General features: G+C 58.1%; 17 protein-coding genes and 2 tRNA genes. 14 read left to right on the top strand and 5 right to left on the bottom strand.

Annotated elements, in window-relative coordinates:
- Nucleotides 1-69: 69 nt before the first annotated feature.
- Nucleotides 70-1,593: a YifB family Mg chelatase-like AAA ATPase gene (locus tag OXF42_00250; GenBank protein MCY4046532.1), complete on the bottom strand. Its 1,524-nt coding sequence runs from the start codon at nt 1,591-1,593 to the stop codon at nt 70-72.
- A gap of 148 nt (nt 1,594-1,741) precedes the next feature.
- Here OXF42_00250 and dnaA point away from each other — a divergent pair, with 148 nt between their 5' ends.
- The 8 genes from dnaA to msrB all read left to right on the top strand — a co-directional run bounded on the left by dnaA (nt 1,742) and on the right by msrB (nt 9,463).
- Nucleotides 1,742-3,118 (top strand): chromosomal replication initiator protein DnaA, encoded by a 1,377-nt coding sequence (gene dnaA / locus OXF42_00245; protein MCY4046531.1) that lies wholly within the window; start codon nt 1,742-1,744, stop codon nt 3,116-3,118.
- 278 nt (nt 3,119-3,396) lie between these two features.
- Nucleotides 3,397-4,530, top strand: a complete 1,134-nt coding sequence (dnaN, locus tag OXF42_00240) for a DNA polymerase III subunit beta (protein ID MCY4046530.1) — start codon at nt 3,397-3,399, stop codon at nt 4,528-4,530.
- Nucleotides 4,520-5,284 (top strand): ComF family protein, encoded by a 765-nt coding sequence (locus tag OXF42_00235; protein ID MCY4046529.1) that lies wholly within the window; start codon nt 4,520-4,522, stop codon nt 5,282-5,284. Before dnaN ends, OXF42_00235 begins: the two co-directional genes overlap by 11 nt.
- 41 nt (nt 5,285-5,325) lie before the next feature.
- Entirely contained in the window at nt 5,326-5,958 is a 633-nt protein-coding gene (locus OXF42_00230) for a glutathione S-transferase family protein (protein ID MCY4046528.1), read from the top strand.
- 17 nt (nt 5,959-5,975) lie between these two features.
- Nucleotides 5,976-7,106 carry a prephenate dehydratase gene (gene pheA / locus OXF42_00225; GenBank protein MCY4046527.1) on the top strand — a complete coding sequence of 377 codons (1,131 nt, stop codon included), beginning with the start codon at nt 5,976-5,978 and terminating at the stop codon, nt 7,104-7,106.
- Nucleotides 7,103-8,194, top strand: coding sequence for a histidinol-phosphate transaminase (gene hisC, locus OXF42_00220; protein ID MCY4046526.1), 1,092 nt, complete (start codon nt 7,103-7,105; stop codon nt 8,192-8,194). The genes pheA and hisC overlap by 4 nt, the downstream gene beginning before the upstream one ends.
- The gene (locus OXF42_00215; GenBank protein ID MCY4046525.1) at nt 8,191-9,054 is read left to right on the top strand and encodes a prephenate dehydrogenase; all 864 of its coding nucleotides are present in this window, start codon (nt 8,191-8,193) and stop codon (nt 9,052-9,054) included. The genes hisC and OXF42_00215 overlap by 4 nt, the downstream gene beginning before the upstream one ends.
- Before the next feature lie 10 nt (nt 9,055-9,064).
- Entirely contained in the window at nt 9,065-9,463 is a 399-nt protein-coding gene (gene msrB / locus OXF42_00210; GenBank protein ID MCY4046524.1) for a peptide-methionine (R)-S-oxide reductase MsrB, read from the top strand.
- 37 nt (nt 9,464-9,500) lie between these two features.
- Here the strand turns inward: msrB and OXF42_00205 are convergent.
- The 3 genes from OXF42_00205 to cofC all read right to left on the bottom strand — a co-directional run bounded on the left by OXF42_00205 (nt 9,501) and on the right by cofC (nt 11,171).
- A tRNA-Met gene (locus OXF42_00205) sits at nt 9,501-9,572 on the bottom strand.
- Between the two features lie 46 nt (nt 9,573-9,618).
- Nucleotides 9,619-10,506, bottom strand: coding sequence for an agmatinase (speB, locus tag OXF42_00200; GenBank protein MCY4046523.1), 888 nt, complete (start codon nt 10,504-10,506; stop codon nt 9,619-9,621).
- 5 nt (nt 10,507-10,511) lie between these two features.
- Entirely contained in the window at nt 10,512-11,171 is a 660-nt protein-coding gene (cofC, locus tag OXF42_00195) for a 2-phospho-L-lactate guanylyltransferase (GenBank protein MCY4046522.1), read from the bottom strand.
- 20 nt (nt 11,172-11,191) lie between these two features.
- On the opposite strand from cofC, the gene radC reads away from it, so the two are divergent.
- Genes radC through hisH form a run of 3 tightly spaced genes read left to right on the top strand, consistent with a single transcriptional unit; the run spans nt 11,192 to nt 13,218 of the window.
- Nucleotides 11,192-11,932 (top strand): DNA repair protein RadC, encoded by a 741-nt coding sequence (gene radC, locus OXF42_00190; protein ID MCY4046521.1) that lies wholly within the window; start codon nt 11,192-11,194, stop codon nt 11,930-11,932.
- A 48-nt stretch (nt 11,933-11,980) separates the two neighbouring features.
- Nucleotides 11,981-12,577, top strand: coding sequence for an imidazoleglycerol-phosphate dehydratase HisB (gene hisB, locus OXF42_00185; GenBank protein MCY4046520.1), 597 nt, complete (start codon nt 11,981-11,983; stop codon nt 12,575-12,577).
- 8 nt (nt 12,578-12,585) lie between these two features.
- Complete coding sequence (gene hisH, locus OXF42_00180; protein ID MCY4046519.1) at nt 12,586-13,218, top strand: imidazole glycerol phosphate synthase subunit HisH; 633 nt, start codon at nt 12,586-12,588, stop codon at nt 13,216-13,218.
- Here the strand turns inward: hisH and OXF42_00175 are convergent.
- Entirely contained in the window at nt 13,203-15,095 is a 1,893-nt protein-coding gene (locus tag OXF42_00175) for a lytic transglycosylase domain-containing protein (GenBank protein ID MCY4046518.1), read from the bottom strand. The genes hisH and OXF42_00175 overlap by 16 nt on opposite strands.
- 98 nt (nt 15,096-15,193) lie before the next feature.
- On the opposite strand from OXF42_00175, the gene OXF42_00170 reads away from it, so the two are divergent.
- The 3 genes from OXF42_00170 (at nt 15,194) to OXF42_00160 (ending at nt 17,659) form a co-directional block, all read left to right on the top strand.
- Nucleotides 15,194-15,267 (top strand) — tRNA-Gln (locus OXF42_00170).
- 11 nt (nt 15,268-15,278) lie between these two features.
- Nucleotides 15,279-16,829, top strand: a complete 1,551-nt coding sequence (locus OXF42_00165) for a 2-isopropylmalate synthase (protein ID MCY4046517.1) — start codon at nt 15,279-15,281, stop codon at nt 16,827-16,829.
- Entirely contained in the window at nt 16,829-17,659 is an 831-nt protein-coding gene (locus OXF42_00160; GenBank protein MCY4046516.1) for an outer membrane beta-barrel protein, read from the top strand. The genes OXF42_00165 and OXF42_00160 overlap by 1 nt, the downstream gene beginning before the upstream one ends.
- Nucleotides 17,660-17,666: the final 7 nt, after the last annotated feature.

The raw sequence follows: 17,666 nt of genomic DNA, 5'->3' as shown, positions 1-17,666 counted from the left end.
TGCTTACGTCTGCTGGCGCAAAATTGTTTCAGGTACGGGGGCGGTTGTCAATTCCCCCGCCGGGGGGATTCACACAAAGTCGGCGTCAAGCCGCCTGTACTGTATGGCTTCCGCCACATGTTCGGGTGCTATGGAGTCGCTTCCGGCAAGGTCGGCGATGGTGCGGGAAACCTTGATTATCCTGTCGTACGCTCTGGCTGAAAGCCCCATCCTGTCCACGGCGCTCTCAAGCATCTTCTTTGACGGGTCGCCAAGGGGCGCAAACTTTCTGAGCGCCTCGGGGGGCATCTGCGAGTTTGAGAAGATGCCCGCGCCCTCAAATCTTGCGTTCTGTATCTTTCTCGCCGCGTCAACCCTCGCTTTTATGGAAGCCGAACTCTCCGCCGGGCCGTCGTTTGAAAGCTCGCCGGAGCCCAGAGACGGAACTTCAACATTCATGTCAAATCTGTCCATAACCGGGCCCGACACCCTCGCACGGTATTTCCTTACCTGGTCGGGACGGCAGACGCACGGCTTGGCGCGGTCTCCCAGATGGCCGCACTGGCAGGGGTTCATGGCGCCCACAAGCATGAACTTTGCCGGATAGGCGAGCGAGCCGGCGGCCCTTGATATGACTATCTCCCCGTCCTCAAGGGGCTGGCGGAGCGCCTCTATGACCGTCTTTTTGAACTCGGCTATCTCGTCAAGAAACAAAACCCCGTTGTGGGCGAGGCTGATATCGCCCGGGCGCGGTATTGAGCCGCCGCCTATGAGCCCCGCATCACTCACCGTGTGGTGGGGGGCTCTGAACGGACGCTCGGTGACAAAAGGCATCCCCTCTTTCAGAAGGCCTGAAACGGAATAGATTTTTGATGTCTCCATCGCCTCGTCAAAGTGCATGTCCGGCAAAATGGTGGGAATCCTTCTTGCCAGAAGGGTCTTTCCCGAACCCGGAGGGCCGACCATGAGGATGTTGTGGCCGCCGCTGGCAGCTATCTCAATGGCGCGTTTTACACGGTGCTGCCCCTTGACCTCGGAGAAGTCAACACTGTGGCGCGGGCGCAGGCTGGAGGGGCTGTGACTGTGAGGCTTTATCTCGTTTTTGCCTTCAAGATGGCTTACCAGCTGGGAGAGGGTCTCAACGGCTATCACGTTCAGGCCGGAAACAAGCGCCGCCTCCGGCGCGTTGCCTTTTGGAACAACTATCCCGCTCATCCCTTTCTCTTTGGCGCAGACGGCCATGGGCAGAACGCCGCCGACCTTCTTCACCCTGCCGTCAAGGGAAAGTTCGCCCACTACGAGCAATCTTCCGGACCGCCCGGCAATGTTCAAACGACCGGAGGCGGCAAGCATGCCGACCGAAATCGGCAGGTCAAAGGACGAGCCCTCCTTCCTGATATTGGCGGGGGCGAGGTTGACCGTTATCTTTTTTGGCGGAATGCTGAAACCGCTGTTTTTTATGGCTGACCTGACCCTTTCCTTGCTCTCCCTGACCGCCCCTTCAGGAAGCCCCACAGTTGTGAAACTGGGGAGGCCGGAGCTCATGTCCACTTCAACTTCAACTACATATCCGTCAACGCCAAACACGGCGCAACTGAGCACATTGGAGGTCATGAGGCGGTATTGTATACCAATTTTCGCTCCCCGTTTGACAACTTCGGACTTCGCCGTTTAGAATGCGGGCGGTGAGGTTGGGTGAGGGGTTTCCCCCGATTTTGAGTTTTCCGCTCGCGTGGCGGGTTTCCCTTTCCCGGCAGGAATAATGCAAAGAGAGAACCTGGATCAGGTTTGGAGTATGCTTCTCGCCCATGTGAGGCAGGGAAGCAATATTCCGGGAGACATGCTGGAACTTTTGTCCCGGTCGCGCGTATCCGCTCTTGACAGGGACGGGGGATTTGTGGAGATAACCCCGGGAAGCGAGATGGATGTCAACTATCTCAAGAGCAACCTCGGAAACACACTCAGCGAGATAACCGAATACTTCAGCAAGTTCCACGGCGTGGAGCGGGTGGAGATAGTAAACTGCGACAACGGGTCTGCCGGAAAGAAGCTCGTTCTGCCCCCGAAATCGGAAAACGAAAGACGGGAGGTGTATATGGGTTACCTGAACTCAAAATACGCCTTTGACAATTACATAGTGGGTGAAAGCAACGAGTTCGCATTCGCGGCCGCCATGGGGGCCGCGGTGAATCCAGGCAAGCACAACCCGCTTTTCATAACCGGAGCTTCAGGTCTGGGAAAAACCCACCTGATGAACGCCATAGGAAATGAGTTTGCGAGGAGAAACCCCGGTCTGAACATTTGCAGCCTTTCGTCCGAAGAGTTCACAAACATAGTGGTGGACCACCTCAAGGGAAAAAACACCTCCCTTCTCAGGCAGAAACTCAGGAAAAAATGCGACCTCCTGATGATAGACGACATACAGTTTCTTGAGGGTAAAAACAGCACCATCAACGAGTTCTTCCACACCTTTAACACACTCTATGAGGACGGCAAGCAGATAGTTCTCACGAGCGACAAACTCCCCAACGATATGGACAACTTTGAGGAAAGGCTTAAAAGCAGGTTTCTCTGGGGAGTAAGCGCCGACATCAGGCCGCCGGATATTGAGACAAGGGCCGCCATTGTGAAAAAGAAGGCGGAGGAAATGAGCATTGAGATACCGGAAGGCGTGATAAAGATGGTTTCCGAAAAGGTGAAGAACAACGTGAGGGAGCTTGAGGGCGCGCTCTTGAAACTTGTGATTCAGGCGCAGGTGGAGGGAAAACCCATAGACATAAGAATGGCGGCCATCCTTTTCAACTCCAACGGCTCGGCAATAAGAACGGGGACGGAGTCCAAGGAGCCCAAGATAACAGCGGAGTTGATAAAGGCTACGGTGGTGGACTTCTTTGGAGTGAAGAAAAAGGATCTGGTTTCAATGGACAAATCCAAAGTGGTGGCCTTTCCGAGGCAAATAGCGATGTTCCTCATGAAGAAGCATCTGGAAATAACACTCGTTGACATAGGCAGGCAGTTCAACGGGCGTGACCACTCCACCGTCTTGTACTCAACTGAAAAAATAGAGAAAAACCTCGCGGACAAAGAACAGGCCACAGTGGCGGCAATAAAAGAGATTGAAGACAGGCTGAATGTGTGACAGGAATTCCACAGTAGTGTGGAATTCCTGTTGAAATTGTCTTAAAGCGTTGTTGAGTTTGTGGAGAAAGGGCGGGCGGAGGCAACCATTCCACGGTTGAGGAACGGATTCAACAAACAGCGTCAACATACAATCAACAGGGAAAAATCAATGAGCCGAAGGAATAGCGGCACTTATCAACAAATCCACACTTCCTACTACTACTGTTTTATTTATGTATAATAAAAACCGTTAGTATCAGAGAAACCCTCTGATGAAGATTTTCAAAGGTGGAAAAAATGGAAGTAACCTTCAAAAGACAGGCCCTGATTGAAAAGATGTCGGTGGTGATAGGGCTCACTGAAAGCCATTCTCCGAACGAGACTTTAAGACATGTGCTTGTGCGCTGTTCCGCAAAGAGGAAAGAGTGCTTTCTCGCGGCCACGGATCTGGAATCAACCATTGTCAGCCGTTTCGCGCCGGAGGAAAGCCCTTCGGCGGACTTTGAGTTTCTGGTCTCCGGGCAGAAGTTTCTTGATATCGTGAGGCAGATGGATGTTGAAGAAGTCTCAATAAACATCCACAAAAACAACTGGGTGGAGATAACCACCCCGTCGGCAAATTTCAAATTTCCCTGCTCCCCCGCCAAGGACTTTCCCAAGATACCCGCCGCCCCGGCGACGGCAACATTCTCCGTTGCCCCGTCCGCCATCTCCGTTTCCTTGCAGTCTCTCCTCAATTTCGCCGAGGATGAGGCGGTCCGGCGCAACATCAACGGGGTTCTTTTTGAGCGCGCGGGAGACTGTTTGAGGTTTGTCGCCACTGACAGCCACCGGCTTGCCTATTTTCAGAGAAAGGTTGATTTTTCCGGTGATCTTGAAAGTTTTCTGGTAACCAGAAAGGCCGTGGTTGAGATGGCAAAGGTGTTGCGCCTTTCCGACAGGGACGAGGAGCGGGAGGCCACTTTTTCCTCCGGCAACGGCAAGGTGTTTTTCACTGTCGGGGGCACAACCATAATATCAACTCCGGTTGACATGCCGTTTCCGGAATACACGCGCGTTATTCCAGACTTGGCGGCGGCGGATTTCGTGCTTGTCGGACGGACGGGCATGCAGGGAACTGTCAGGCGGGTGGGCATATTCGCGGACGACCCCAAAAAAATTGACTTGAGTTTCGGAGAAAGCGCCGTGTCCGTTTCAAGCGGCAAGACAACAAGCGGCGAGGCCACCGAGACCGTTTCCTACGCCGGAGGCGAACTGAAGGAGGAAGCGCGCATGGATGTTTCTTTCAATCCGGCTTTTCTTACGGATTCCCTCAACTTCCTTGACGGGGATGAGGTTGAGTTTTATCCCGGAGGGGGCAAGGGCCCCTCGGTGATGAAACTCTCCGGGTCGGAAGATTTTATCTGTGTCCTGATGCCGGTTGTCTCCTGAGCCCGTCAAAACCAAGGTTCTGAAAACGGCGGCGGCCTTTCTGCGCCGCGCTTGCGGCGCTTCCGTTTCTCTGTTTTTTCCGCCGTCCTGCCCCGTATGCGGAGGGACTTCCGGCAGCGGGCTTTGCGCGGGGTGCGAGGAGGGTTTTGTCTACCTTCCCGGCGGCGGGGTGTGCGACCTGTGCGGCAACCTTCTGACCGGTGGCGGCGCGGGGGTGGTTTGCGGCGCGTGCCTCTCCGGGAGGGATTTTTCCGTGGCGCGCTCCGTGGTTGTTTTTTCCGGGCCCGCCGCCACCGCCGCCAAGCGTTTCAAGTATGCGGGCGACTTGTCGCTCGCCGGTTTGTTTTCCTCGCTCGTTATTGAAAGGTTTCCGGAGGAATTGCGCGGGTTTGACTTGATGATTCCCGTTCCCCTGCATCCCAGAAGGTTGCGCGAGAGGGAGTTTAATCAGGCCGCCGTTGTCTCTTCGGCTGTCGCCGCCGCAACGGGAAGGAGTCACACTCCCTTCTTAATGGAGAGGATTGTGGACACGACACCGCAGGCGTCTTTCCCCGGAAAGAGGGACAGAAAGAGAAATGTGCGCGGCGCGTTCAGGGTCGCGGCCTCCCGCCGCAGTGAGCTGGAGGGAAGGGACGTGCTTGTTTTTGACGACATATTCACAACCGGCGCGACCATTGAAGAGTGCTCAAAAACCCTCCTGCGCGCCGGGGCGGGGAGGGTCGGAGCCCTGACTGTTTTCAGAACGCCGATTTGACTTTACAAAACCGAACCGCTTATTTTTACCGGAGGACCGCCATGGCTGACATAGTTTTCTACAGTAATCCCCAATCGCGCGGACAGGTGGCCCATTGGATGCTGGAGGAACTGGGAGAGCCCTACGAAACCCGCTGGATGGACTACGGAGGGCCTATGAAAAGCCCGGAGTATCTTTCAGTCAACCCCATGGGCAAAGTGCCGGCAATCCGGCACAAGAGCCGGGATGCCGTGGTAACCGAAACGGCTGCCATCTGCGCCTATCTTGCCATGACATATCCGTCAAAAGGTCTTGTCCCCGCGGTTGACGACCCTGCGCTGGCGGACTTTCACCGCTGGCTGTTTTTTGCCGCCGGGCCTCTGGAAACGGCTCTGACGGCGCGCTCCATGAAGTGGGATGTCAGCCCGGAAAAGTCATCCATGCTGGGGTTTGGCAGTTACCGGGCGACACTGGACGCCATTGAGGGGCATCTTAAGGGCGGGGAGTTTGTCTGCCGCAGCGGGTTTTCCGCGGCGGACGTGTATGTGGGCAGCCAACTGATATGGGGTCTGCGGTTCGGCACGGTGGAGCCCCGGCAAGCGTTCAGGGAATACACCGACCGGCTTGTCCGGCGTGACGCCTACCGGCGGGCGGAACGGCTTTGCGATGAGCGGGCCGCCGTGAGTCGGCAGTGAACGGGAGAATGGCAAAAATGCCGAAAAAAACCGCAACAACCAGGACTTCCGCAAACAGAGGCGGCAAGACCCTTTCCGCTCTCCGCGCCGAGATAGACTCAATAGACTCTTCCATACTCAAATACATAAACAGAAGGGCGCGCGTGGCTTCAAAGATAGCGGACGCAAAAAAAATGCTGTCCAAAAACATCTACGACCCGCTGAGAGAAAAACAGGTGGAGCGCAAGGTCTGCGGGCTCAACAAGGGGCCCCTTTCCGAAGGGAATGTGGCGTCCATTTTCAGAGAGATCATCCGCTCGTGCAGGGCTTTGCAGTCCGAGGGCAAGGTGTCTTATCTGGGCCCCGGAGGGAGTTTTTCGCATCAGGCGGCCTCCGGCATGTTCGGCTCCGGAAGCGAGTTTGTTCCCCGCTCAAGCATAGAGGATGTGTTTGAAAGTGTTCTCACCGGTTCGGTCTCAAGGGGGGTTGTGCCCATTGAAAACTCCACGGAGGGCTCCGTGGCAAGCGTGCTTGAGACGATTGCGGAAGGCAGATTCCTTATAACGGGGGAGACTTATGAGCCTATAAACCACTTCATGCTTTCAAAAACCGGCGGGCTTGACGGCATAGAAAAAGTCGCCTCGCACCCTCAGGCGCTCGGGCAGTGCCGGAGATGGCTGTCCTCAAACCTTCCCGGCGCAAAGCCCGTTGAACTTACCAGCACCGCCGCCGCCGCCGCGCTTGCGGCAAAAGACGGCTCGGTGGGCGCGGTGTCAAGCGCCTACTGCGCCTCCATATACGGCCTCCGGGTCGCGGCGGAAAACATAGAGGACAACCCGCTCAACGCCACGCGCTTTGTCGCGGTGGAAAAAGCCGACGGCTCCGCGCCCGACACCGCCGCCGGAAACAAGGTGTCCATTGCGTTTTCCATAAAAGACCGCCCGGGCGCGCTTCACAAAACGCTTTTCTCGCCGCTTGCCTCCGCAGGCGTGAACCTCACAAGGATAGAGTCCAGACCTTCGGGTAAAAAACCCTGGGAATACAACTTCTTTGTGGATTTTGAGTGCGGCCCCGGGCGGGAGGAAACCGACAGGCTGCTCTCCAAAATAGAGGCAAAAAGCTCTTTCTTCAAAGTGCTCGGTTGCTATGCCTCCGGAGAGTCCGGATGATCCGTCCGAGGGGAATAATAGAAAAACTCCCCGTTTATGTTCCCGGAAAGACTCCCGAACAGATAGAGCGGGAGCTGGGAATACGGGACGCCGTGAAGATGGCGTCAAACGAAAACCCGTTCGGGGCCTCTCCGGCGGCGGTGAGCGCAATAAGGGATTTTGCCCCCCGCGCCCACCTTTACCCGGACGGCGACTGCCGGGCTCTGAAGGAGGCCCTTTCGGCAAAACTGGGGACTGAACCGGAAAACATAGCGGTCGGCAACGGCTCAAACGAGATACTTGAACTTGTGGCAAAAGTGTTTCTCGGCCCGGGAGACGAGGCGCTGTACGGGGCTCACGGATTTGTGGTTTACCCGATAGTAACCGCGCTTTCCGGGGCGAAGGGCGTTGTTTCGCCGATGCCGCTCCTCATGCACGACCTTGACGACTTCGCGGCGCGCATAACCTCCGGAACGAAGGTTGTTTTTCTGGCAAATCCCAACAACCCCACAGGCACGATATTCTCAAAACGGGAGTTTGAGCGTTTTCTCTCACAGGTTCCGGAGAGAGTCGTTGTGGTGGTTGACGAGGCGTATTTTGAGTATGTGGATGATCCGGATTATCCCGACACGCTTTGTTATCAGGCGGAAAGAGAAGGAATCGTAACCGTGAGAACTTTCTCAAAGATATATGGGCTTGCCGGAACCAGAATAGGCTATGCGGTCGCCTCAAAAGAGACGGCGGCGCTCATCAACCGCGCAAAGGAGCCGTTCAATGTCAACTCTCTCGCGCAAACCGCCGCCCTTGCCGCCCTCACCGACACCCGCCACTGCGAGGCCTCCCGCAAGGGCAACCTTGAGGGGCTGAAATACCTGTCCGCCCAGCTTGACCTGATGGGCGTCCCACACACCGATTCAAGGGCGAACTTTATTCTCGCCGATGTGGGAGACGGCGCGCGCGCCCACGAACTGCTTACGGGGCGGGGCATCATAACGCGCCCGGTCTCCGCATACGGCCTTGACCGGCACATCAGGGTTACCGTAGGTACGCGGGAAAGCAACGCCGCTTTTGTTGCCGCGCTGCGCGAAGTCGCCGGGGAGACGGCATGAAAGTCGCGGTCATAGGGCTTGGCAAAATGGGCGCCTCGCTCTGCGCCGACCTGAAGGCGGCGGGCGCACAAATCGCCGGAGCGGACGCCGACCCCCGCGCGGTTGACTACTGCGTTTCTGAAAACCTCGTTGATGAGGGATTTTCCTCACCGGCCGGCATACCGGCGGACACCGGCATATACGTCCTCGCCGTTCCGGTTGAGTTCATGGGGGATGTGACGCGCGAACTCTTTTCATCCCCGCGTCCCGGAGCCGTTGTTACGGACATGGGAAGCGTCAAGGAGTCCGTAATGCGGAGTGTGGGAGACGCCCTGCCCTCAGGTGTCTCTTTTGTTCCCGCCCACCCGATAGCCGGAGACGAGAGGCACGGGGCGCAAAGCGGCGGGCGCGGCATTTTTCAGGGAAAGCCCGTGATAATAACGGGCGGGGAAGGAGACGCCCTTGCCGCCGTTGAGGACATGTGGAAAAAAACGGGAGCCCGAATAGTGCGTATGACCGCCGGTGAGCATGACCGCATATTCGCCTTTCTCAGCCATCTTCCGCATGTGTGCGCATACGCGCTTGCCGCAGCGGCCGCCGAGGCGGGCCGGTCAAACGGGGAGGCGTTTGCGCTTTCCGGCGGCGGGCTTGACGACACCACCAGAATAGCCATGAGCGACCCGGAGATGTGGGCGGGCATACTTGTTGAAAACTCCGCCCATGTGCTCGCCGCCCTGGAGCGGTTCTCCGCCTCGGTGGCCGAGGTGACCGAAGCCGTTCGCGCGGGCGACAAGGGCGCTCTTGCCGAAATCCTTGAGCGCGGGCGCGCCGCAAAGGCGCTTTTCAGAAAAGACCGCCCCGCGCCCCCCCGGCGGTTATAATGGTCCCGCTGTGACGGACAGGGTAAAAAAGACCGATGAGCAGTGGAAACGGTCTCTCAACGAAGAGCAGTTTTCCGTAACGCGCAAAAAGGGAACTGAAAGGCCCTTTACCGGCAAATACAACGACCACAAGGAGAAGGGGAAGTATATGTGCGTCTGTTGCGGGCAGGAGCTTTTCAGTTCCGGGGCGAAGTTTGACTCCGGGACCGGCTGGCCCAGTTTTGACGGGCCCGTGGAGGAGTCAAACGTAAAGACCGAAGCGGATGACTCGCTGGGAATGAGGAGGGTGGAGGTCATGTGCTCAAAGTGCGACGCCCATCTCGGCCATGTGTTTCCCGACGGCCCGCGCGAGACCACCGGAATGAGATACTGCATAAACTCCGCGTCTCTGGATTTCAAAAAGAAATGACGGGAGAGGGAAGCAGGCAATGCCGGGCGGGGGTTTCTGGCGACGGGAGGAATCGAACCTCCGACACAGGCCTTATGAGAGCCCCGCTCTACCTCTGAGCTACGCCGCCTCCTCTGTGCGGGAAGGCGGATTGTAACACATCAGCCCGTCCCTTATCAAATCCCGGCGGCCCGCCCGCCGAACTTGTATCCTATCGCCTTCTGAATGAGCCGCGCCGCGGTTACTTCGGGCGCGCACATGCCGTCTATGGGGCAAAGTTCAACAAAATCCATGCCCACCACCTCGCGCCGGGCAAACACCGCCGAAAGAAGGGCCGTTATCTCCTCCCACCCGAACCCGCCCGGCTCCGGCGTTCCCACCGCCGGCATCAGCGCCGGGTCAAGCCCGTCCGCATCTATGCTTAAGTAAACCCTCTCTCCCAGACTCTCAACCACGCGCGCGACCGCTTCCCCGCCGCCGCCCGCCGTCTCCCGCGCAGGAATAACGGTCAGCCCTTCCCTGCCGCGGGCAAATTCCGCCTCCCCGGAAGACATGCTCCTCGCCCCCGCGACCGTCACGCGGGCTCCCGTCTCAAGGACGCGCCTCATAACGCACGCATGGCTGAACTTTGAGCCCTGATACGAGTCCCTGAGGTCGCAGTGGGCGTCAACGGACAGGACGGACACATCGGGGTGAATCTCCCTCTGGGCGGAAAACGCCCCGAGGGTAACCGAGTGCTCGCCGCCCAGCGTTACAACAAATTTGCCCGCCCGCGCCGCCCTCAGGCATGTTTCCCTGACGGTGCGCGTCATGGACTCCGGGCTTATGTCGCACTCAAGTTCGGGGGCGGTGTGTATTCCGCAGTCCGACGGGCGGAGTTCAAACTCCTCATCGTAAAGCTCAAGGGAGCGCGAGGCCTGTATAATGGCGAGCGGGCCGCGGGAGCACCCCGCGCGGAATGACACCGTTCTCTCGTAGGGAACGGGAATAACCGCAACGGCGGCCTCTTCAAAGCCCGACCCTGCTTCGTCAAGCCCCAGAAAGTTAAGGTTTGAAAACGACACGGCGGTTAAGCGGTTTTTCCCTTCCTCGCCGTCATGCCGAGGCCGGTCAGGTAGGCGCGGGTCGCGCTTTCGCCGCCGCCGCCCATGAACGTCTCAATATCCTGCGGCCCGTCTATGTCCAGACCCATGCCCGGAAGCGTGAGGGAGGAAAAACTTATCCCCGCGTCTGAGGCCATCGCTTTGTGCCTTGAAAAACTTCCCTCTCCAAAACTCGGCCGTATGACGCCGCACGGGCTCATCATAAGCCCGTTGGTTCCCGTTCCGTCCCGCGAGGGAACGATCACCACCCTGCTTTGTCCGTCATCTTTTTCCATAACGGCGTCAAACTCCCGCGCGCTTGCAAGCGGAATGTCTCCCGGAATCACAAGCACCGCCCGCGCTCCCATCTCCGCGCATTTTTTCATTGCGAAATCCACCGATGAGCTTTCCCCGCTCTGCGTCCGCTCCGCAATTATCTCCATTCCCATGCGTCTGCCCATGCTCATCGCCTCGGCTTCGGCGGTTACCAGAAAAACGGCGTCCGCCCGGCGCGCTCCCGACACATTTGCCAGCACATCGCCTAACATGACGCGCGCCAGTTGCTCGCGTTGCGGGGGCGACAGAACCCCACGAAGCCTCTCGTTGGCGCACGAGAACCGCTTTACCGGAACAAGAACCGCTCTCATTGAACAAATGCTACTGAAAAATGGTTTTTTTTCCATATCCGGCGCGGTTTGTTACAATACCCGCCATGTCCGCAGACAACGCATCCCCGCACTATGCGGGGCACAGGGAGCGCATAAGGAAAAAGTTTCTCAAGGAAGGCATAACGCCGTTTTCCGACTACGAGGCGCTGGAGCTGCTGCTGACCTACTCCGTGCCGCGAAGGGACGTAAAACCCGTGGCAAAGCAACTTCTGGGGAAATTCGGCAGTCTTTCCTCCGTCATGGACGCGCCGCCCGAAGATTTGAAAAAAACCGGGGGAGTCTCCGAGCACACCGCCGCTTTCATCCATTTGATAAAAGAGGTCAACTGGCGGTATATGGAGAGCCGGATTGACCCTGCGGACTACCTGACCTCGCCGGAGGCCGTAATACGGTTCTGCAAGGCGCGCATAGGCAGGGAGACGAGGGAGTATCTGGCGGTGGTGTTTGTCAACACAAAAAACCAGTTTCTCGCCCACGAGGTTCTCTCCGGCGGCTCGGTCGGCAGCGTTAATCTGGACATCAGGAATGTTGTGAAAAAGGCGATTGATGTGAAAAAGTGCTCCGGCATCATAGTTTTTCACAACCATCCGAGCGGCCATCCGGGCCCGTCCGACAGCGACAAAAAGATAACCGCCGAACTTGCGCGGATATGCAAGTCGCTTGAGATCCGGCTGGTTGACCACCTGATAGTGTGCTCACACGACCACTACAGTTTTGTTGAGAACGGGTTGCTGGGCTGAAATGTGTTAAAATAAAGTCCGGTTTCCTCAGGAGGAGTTCTTAAAAAAGTGCCCGCCGCAAAAAGAAAAGCGAAGTTTCAGAGAAAGACGACCGAGGTGAAGGTCAATGTTGACCTGACCGTTGACGGCTCAGGCGTTTTTGATATTCAGACGGGAATACCGTTTTTTGACCACATGCTCTGCCAGTTCGCCCGGCACGGCTGCTTTGACCTGAAAATAAAGGCAATGGGCGATACCGAGGTGGACTTTCACCACACCGTTGAGGATGTGGGCATCGCGCTCGGAAGCGCCTTCAAAGACGCCCTCGGCGACAAAAAACGGATAGTCCGCTTCGCGCACTCCTACGTGCCGTTTGAGGAAACGCTTGTTTTCTGCGCGGTTGACATAAGCGGGAGGCCCTGCCTTGTTTTCTCCGCCGACATGCCCAAGTCCAAAGTCGGCGATTTTGACACCGAACTCGCCCGCGAGTTTTTCAAATCGCTTTCCAACAACATGGGGTGCAACATGCACATACGCCTTGAGAGCGGTGAGAACTTGCACCACAACATAGAGGCGATGTTCAAATCCTGCGGACGCGCCCTTGACCTTGCGACCTCGGTTGACGGCCGCTACGCGGACGTGCCCTCAACAAAAGGCGCTCTGTGAGCCTTCCCATGAGCCGCGCCCGCCCACCCCTGACGATTTTTGACTACGGCGGCGGAAACCTGAAAAGCGTTTCAGCCGCATTCGGGCTTCTTGGCTTTGAAACGGAAACAACCTCGCGCCCCTCGGGCATAGCCGCCGCCGAAAGGCTGGTTCTGCCCGGCGTCGGCGCTTTCGGCGACTGCGTCCGCTCGCTCAGAAAAACGGGCGCGGACACCGCCCTCAGGGAGTTCATAGCATCAGGCCGCCCGTATCTGGGAATATGCGTCGGCCTTCAGGTTCTTTTTGACCGGAGCGAGGAAAGCCCCGGCGAGACGGGTCTCGGCGTTTTCAGCGGCGGCGTGGTGAGGTTTAAGCCCTCAGGCGGGCTCAAAGTTCCGCACATGGGCTGGAATCGCCTTGCCCTCCGGGGCGGCTCGCCGCTTTTCAGCGGAATTGAAAACGGAAGCTGGTTTTACTTCGCCCACTCGTTCCACGCATCCGCCGACCGGGGGCCGGTCGCGGCAACGGCCCGCCACGGAACGGAGTTCACCGCCGCGGTGAGCGGCGGCAATGTTTTCGCCTGCCAGTTTCACCCGGAGAAAAGTTCGGACGCGGGGCTGCGCGTAATGAAAAACTTCGCCCTTTTTCAGCCGGAGGGATAAAGGGCGGTGTATGCGCCGTAACTTCTGAATATGCGCCGTATGTAGTTTCTGGTCTCGTCAAACGGCACGGATTCCGTGAACTCGTCCGGCTCAAGGTCTTTCAGCGCCCCCCGTTTCCACCTTCTCGCCCTTGAGAGCCCCGCGTTGTATGCCGCGAGCGCGGCGGGCACATCGCCGCCGAACCTTTTGAGCATCCGCCCCAGATAGCGCGTTCCCAGCCTGATGTTGCGCGCGGGCGCAAACAGGTCTTCGCGCGACTTTATCTCCTCTCCCTCCTCTGCGGCAACCTCCCTTGCGGTCGGCATGATGAGTTGCATGAGGCCGAACGCGTTCGCAACGGAGACAGCGTTGCCCGTAAACCTGCTCTCCTCGCGTATGAGCGAATAAACAAGATTTTCATCAAGCCCGTTGCGGGCGGAATACATTTTCACCTCCCGCTCAAAGCCTCTGGGAAAGGCGAGGCGCAACTGTCCGGGCGGGGGGCTTGTTCCGGCAAGCGCTATGCAGGAATGGAAATCGCCCGCGGCGGAGAGAACCCCGCATGCGGCGTCCGGATGCTCCCGCGCCGCCAGCCGCGCCTCGGCTTTTGCCCAGACATCAAGCCCCGCGCCGAGAAGCAGACGCGCCCGCCTCACGCCCGGATGCTCTTCCCCGCCCTCCATCTCCGTTGCGGCGGGCGCGGGAGGTTTTATTCCCGCCCTCCGTGAAGCGAGGAAAGAGTAATAACTGAAAGGTCCGCGCGCCACATTCTCAAACATCCGCCGCGCCGTCTCCGGGTCTCCTCTTTTCTCAACTATTCTCGCCCTCCAGTATTCAAACTGCCCGCCCAGAAAAGAGTTTTCGTCCCTGCTGTTTTCAGAAAATATCCGCTCCGCTTTTTCATAGTCCCCCGCCCTGTAGTAAGCCCACCCCGCCCGCCACGCCGAGTCTGCGCGAAGGGACGGATAGGAGTCCCTTATGATGGAGTAAACGCTTTCAGCGTCTCCCGTCATGCCGAGTTTGAGCGCCGTTTTCTGCTCTCTTGCAAGCGATTTTCCCGCCTGCGGCGAACCGGGAAACTTTGTGTGAACCGATCTGAACGCCTCCCGCGCGCGGCGGAGTTTTTCCGCTTTCCCCGCCTCGTCTCCCGCCATGCCCGCCATCGCCTCAAGAATGACGCCGACGGTGTGAAGGCCCTCGGCGGAGCGCGTGTTTTCAAGCAACGACAGCGCTTTTTTCAGTCCGGCGGAGTTTTTTCTACCCGTCCTGTATATGCAGACCGCCATTCTCGCGTCTCTGTGCGGCCCCGGCGGCAGGGTTTTGTAAACGGCAAGGGCGGCCTTCCATTTCCTTTTCCTGAACAGCGCGTCCGCCCTGCTCTCAGTGTCCGCCGCAGGGTCTGAAAAACGGCTGAGCGGATATTTTCTCCGCAAACGTTCCCGCATCTCCGCCGCTTCCTCTTTGCGGCCGTTTGTTTCCGCAAGTTGCGCGGCTTTTTTCAGGTGAAAATCCCCCGCCCCCCCGTTTCCGGACTTTACGAGCGTCCGGTAAATTTCCTCCGCCCGCCGCTTTCCGCCCCGTTTTTCAAACGCCGCCGCCGCTCTTTCAAGGGCTTCGGTCTCAAGTGTTTCACTTTCCGCCGCCTGAAGAAACATCTCCGCCGCTCCGTTTTTCCCCGCCGTAAAAAGCGCCTCCCCCCTCACAAAAAACACATAGTGGCTGAGTTCCGGGACTTTGTCCTCAAGACCCTTGAGAAGGGCAAGTGCCTTTTGCGCCCCCGTCCTTTTCTGTGCGGCGCTGCGGGCGAGGGCAAGTTTTTCCGCGCCCTCATACGGCTCGGCTCCCGCCGAAACCGCCGCCAGCAAAAACGCCGCAATAAACAAAGAAAATCTGGTCATAATAGAAAGGGGCGACACGGACAAATTTACTTCCTCACGCAAAACTGTTCAAATTGCGGGCGGTTTATGTAGTATTAACATCCGCAAAACTTGAGAGATGGGGGATAGTATAACGGCAGTACAGCGGTCTCTGGAACCGTCAGTCTGGGTTCGAATCCCAGTCCCCCAGCCACAGCAACGGCAATGTCTTCCGACTACGTAAAAATTTTTGACACCACTCTGAGAGACGGCGAGCAGGCGCCGGGCTGCGGCATGACCGCGCCCGAAAAACTGCGGGTCGCCCGCCAGCTGGAACGTCTGGGCGTTGATGTGATAGAGGCGGGATTTCCCATTTCCTCCGAGGAGGACTTTGTGTCCGTGCGCAATATCGCAAAGGAGGTCCGGGGGTGCGAGATAGCCGCCCTGTGCCGCGCCGCAAAGGGCGACATAGACAGGGGCTGGGAAGCCGTCCGGCATGCGGAAACCCCGCGAATACACACCTTCATAGCCACGTCCGACATACACCTGCGGCACAAACTCAGAAAGACGCGCGAAGAGGTCGCCCAAATCGCGTCCGAATCGGTCGCCTACGCGAAAAAATTTACCTCAAACGTTGAGTTTTCATGTGAGGACGCCACCCGCACGGACATCGGCTATCTGTGCGAGGTTGTCTCGCTCGCGGTCGGCGCCGGGGCGACAACCATCAACATTCCCGACACTGTCGGATACACGGTTCCCGAAGAGTTTTCCGAACTGATAACCCGCATACTGGAAAGGGTGGACGGGCTGGACAAGGTTACGCTCAGCGTCCACTGCCACAACGATTTGGGGCTTGCCGTCTCAAACTCGCTTGCCGCCGTGTCCGCCGGAGCCCGTCAGGTGGAATGCACGGTGAACGGTCTCGGCGAGAGGGCGGGAAACGCCTCCCTTGAGGAGATAGTCATGGCGATAAGGGTTCGCGGCGACAGAAACCCGTGGAGAACGGGGATTGTAACCGAGCGGATATTCCCCGCGAGCAGAATGGTTTCTCAAGTTACCGGCGTTGCCGTTCAGCCGAACAAGGCGGTTGTGGGCGCAAACGCTTTCGCCCACGAGGCGGGCATTCATCAGGCGGGGGTTCTGAGCGACAGAATCACTTACGAGATAATGAAGCCCGAAGATGTGGGCGTTTCGTCAAACTCCATTGTGCTGGGCAAGCATTCGGGAAGGCACGCTTTCAGAGACCGCCTTGAGACCCTCGGATACGACCTTGCGGACGGGCAGTTCGGCGAGGCGTTTGTGAAGTTCAAGGAACTTGCCGACAAGAAAAAGTATGTTTTTGACGAAGACATAGAGGCGCTCATAAGCAGTGAATTTATGGGCTCTTCCGACTATTATGAGTTTGTGAGCGTTGAGTTCACGGGCGGCTCCCGCGAGGCGGCGGGGGCAGAGGTGAAACTTCTTGCGGGCGGCGCGGAGGTATCCGCCTCCGAGCGGGGCGGCGGGCCCGTTGACGCCGCATACCGGGCGATAAAGGCCGCGACCGGAGAGTCTCCGCGCCTTGAAACCTACCGTATATCCTCCATCACGGGCGGCACGGACGCTCAGGGGGAGGTTACCGTCCGCCTCTCCGATGAGGAGGCGGGCGTTTTCTCGCGCGGGCGGGCTTCCGACACCGATATTGTGGTGGCGAGCGCCAAGGCGTTCGTGAACGCGCTCAACCGCCTGAGGTGGCGCAGAGACAGAAAAGAGGAAAGAATCAAAGGAGGAGTTTGATGACCGCAAAAACAGTTTTGCTGGCGCTTGCGCTGGCGGCAGGTTTGGGTTTTGTTCCCGCCGCGGCGGAGGAACGGGGGCTTTATCTCGGAGTACAGACCTCGGCGGGGGCGGTCAAGCCGCGCTATTCCAAGGATGTGGTCAATCACTGCGATGACGGGATTTGCGCGGACATAGCGAACGAGTTACGGAACAGGGCTTTCACCAGTTCCGACTCCAAAAACGGGGGCGCGGGCGGCGCGGGCGTTTTCGCGGGCTACCGGTTGCCTCTGGGCGGCGGGTTTTTTGTGAGCGGCGACATTGAAGCCATGCTTAACTTCGGCGGGGCAAGCGGGCGTCTTCCCGGCGGTTCAGACCCGGCGGTGGAGAGCGGGGGGCGCAACCGCCTCGGCGAGGCGTGGCCCGACAGGTGGTCTTTCAGAAACAAGGCCGCATACGGCGTAACAGTTAAACTCGGCGGTTCTCCCGCCGCTTTTCAGAACACGGTGATATACCTGCTCGGCGGAGCGCGCCTGACAAAAACGGTTTTCGGAATTGACTATTCGGGGTGCGTTGAAGAGGCCGCCGGGCAGGCAACCGCGGAGTGCGACAACCCGTCCGCCGCCGCAAGCGGCTCGTTCAAATACGGCAAGCCCCTAAGGTCATGGATGGCGGGCGCGGGAGCGGAAAGGCAAATACGGTCGGGGCTCGGCGTCCGTCTTGAGGCGAGGTATGCGGGTTATGAAAAACGGAAAAAAAGCGAGTTTGAAGATTCCGCCGTATCCGATGTTTTCAACAGGCTGACAGGCAGCGGGCTGGAGTTTGCGCTCGGCCTTGTGTGGTATCCGTAAGAGGCGG

The organism is Candidatus Dadabacteria bacterium, from assembly GCA_026708565.1.
Lineage (GTDB): Bacteria > Desulfobacterota_D > UBA1144 > Nemesobacterales > Mycalebacteriaceae > Mycalebacterium.
The sequence above is the reverse complement of the archived record's forward strand: the minus strand, read 5'-3'. Positions and strand labels throughout refer to the sequence as shown.

Coding starts and splice junctions, on each gene's coding strand:
- OXF42_00250 (MCY4046532.1), bottom strand. CDS start 1,593: ATGACCTCCAATGTGCTCAGTTGCGCCGTGTTTGGCGTTGACGGATAT.
- dnaA (MCY4046531.1), top strand. CDS start 1,742: ATGCAAAGAGAGAACCTGGATCAGGTTTGGAGTATGCTTCTCGCCCAT.
- dnaN (MCY4046530.1), top strand. CDS start 3,397: ATGGAAGTAACCTTCAAAAGACAGGCCCTGATTGAAAAGATGTCGGTG.
- OXF42_00230 (MCY4046528.1), top strand. CDS start 5,326: ATGGCTGACATAGTTTTCTACAGTAATCCCCAATCGCGCGGACAGGTG.
- pheA (MCY4046527.1), top strand. CDS start 5,976: ATGCCGAAAAAAACCGCAACAACCAGGACTTCCGCAAACAGAGGCGGC.
- hisC (MCY4046526.1), top strand. CDS start 7,103: ATGATCCGTCCGAGGGGAATAATAGAAAAACTCCCCGTTTATGTTCCC.
- OXF42_00215 (MCY4046525.1), top strand. CDS start 8,191: ATGAAAGTCGCGGTCATAGGGCTTGGCAAAATGGGCGCCTCGCTCTGC.
- cofC (MCY4046522.1), bottom strand. CDS start 11,171: ATGAGAGCGGTTCTTGTTCCGGTAAAGCGGTTCTCGTGCGCCAACGAG.
- radC (MCY4046521.1), top strand. CDS start 11,192: ATGGTTTTTTTTCCATATCCGGCGCGGTTTGTTACAATACCCGCCATG.
- hisH (MCY4046519.1), top strand. CDS start 12,586: ATGAGCCGCGCCCGCCCACCCCTGACGATTTTTGACTACGGCGGCGGA.
- OXF42_00175 (MCY4046518.1), bottom strand. CDS start 15,095: ATGACCAGATTTTCTTTGTTTATTGCGGCGTTTTTGCTGGCGGCGGTT.
- OXF42_00165 (MCY4046517.1), top strand. CDS start 15,279: ATGTCTTCCGACTACGTAAAAATTTTTGACACCACTCTGAGAGACGGC.
- OXF42_00160 (MCY4046516.1), top strand. CDS start 16,829: ATGACCGCAAAAACAGTTTTGCTGGCGCTTGCGCTGGCGGCAGGTTTG.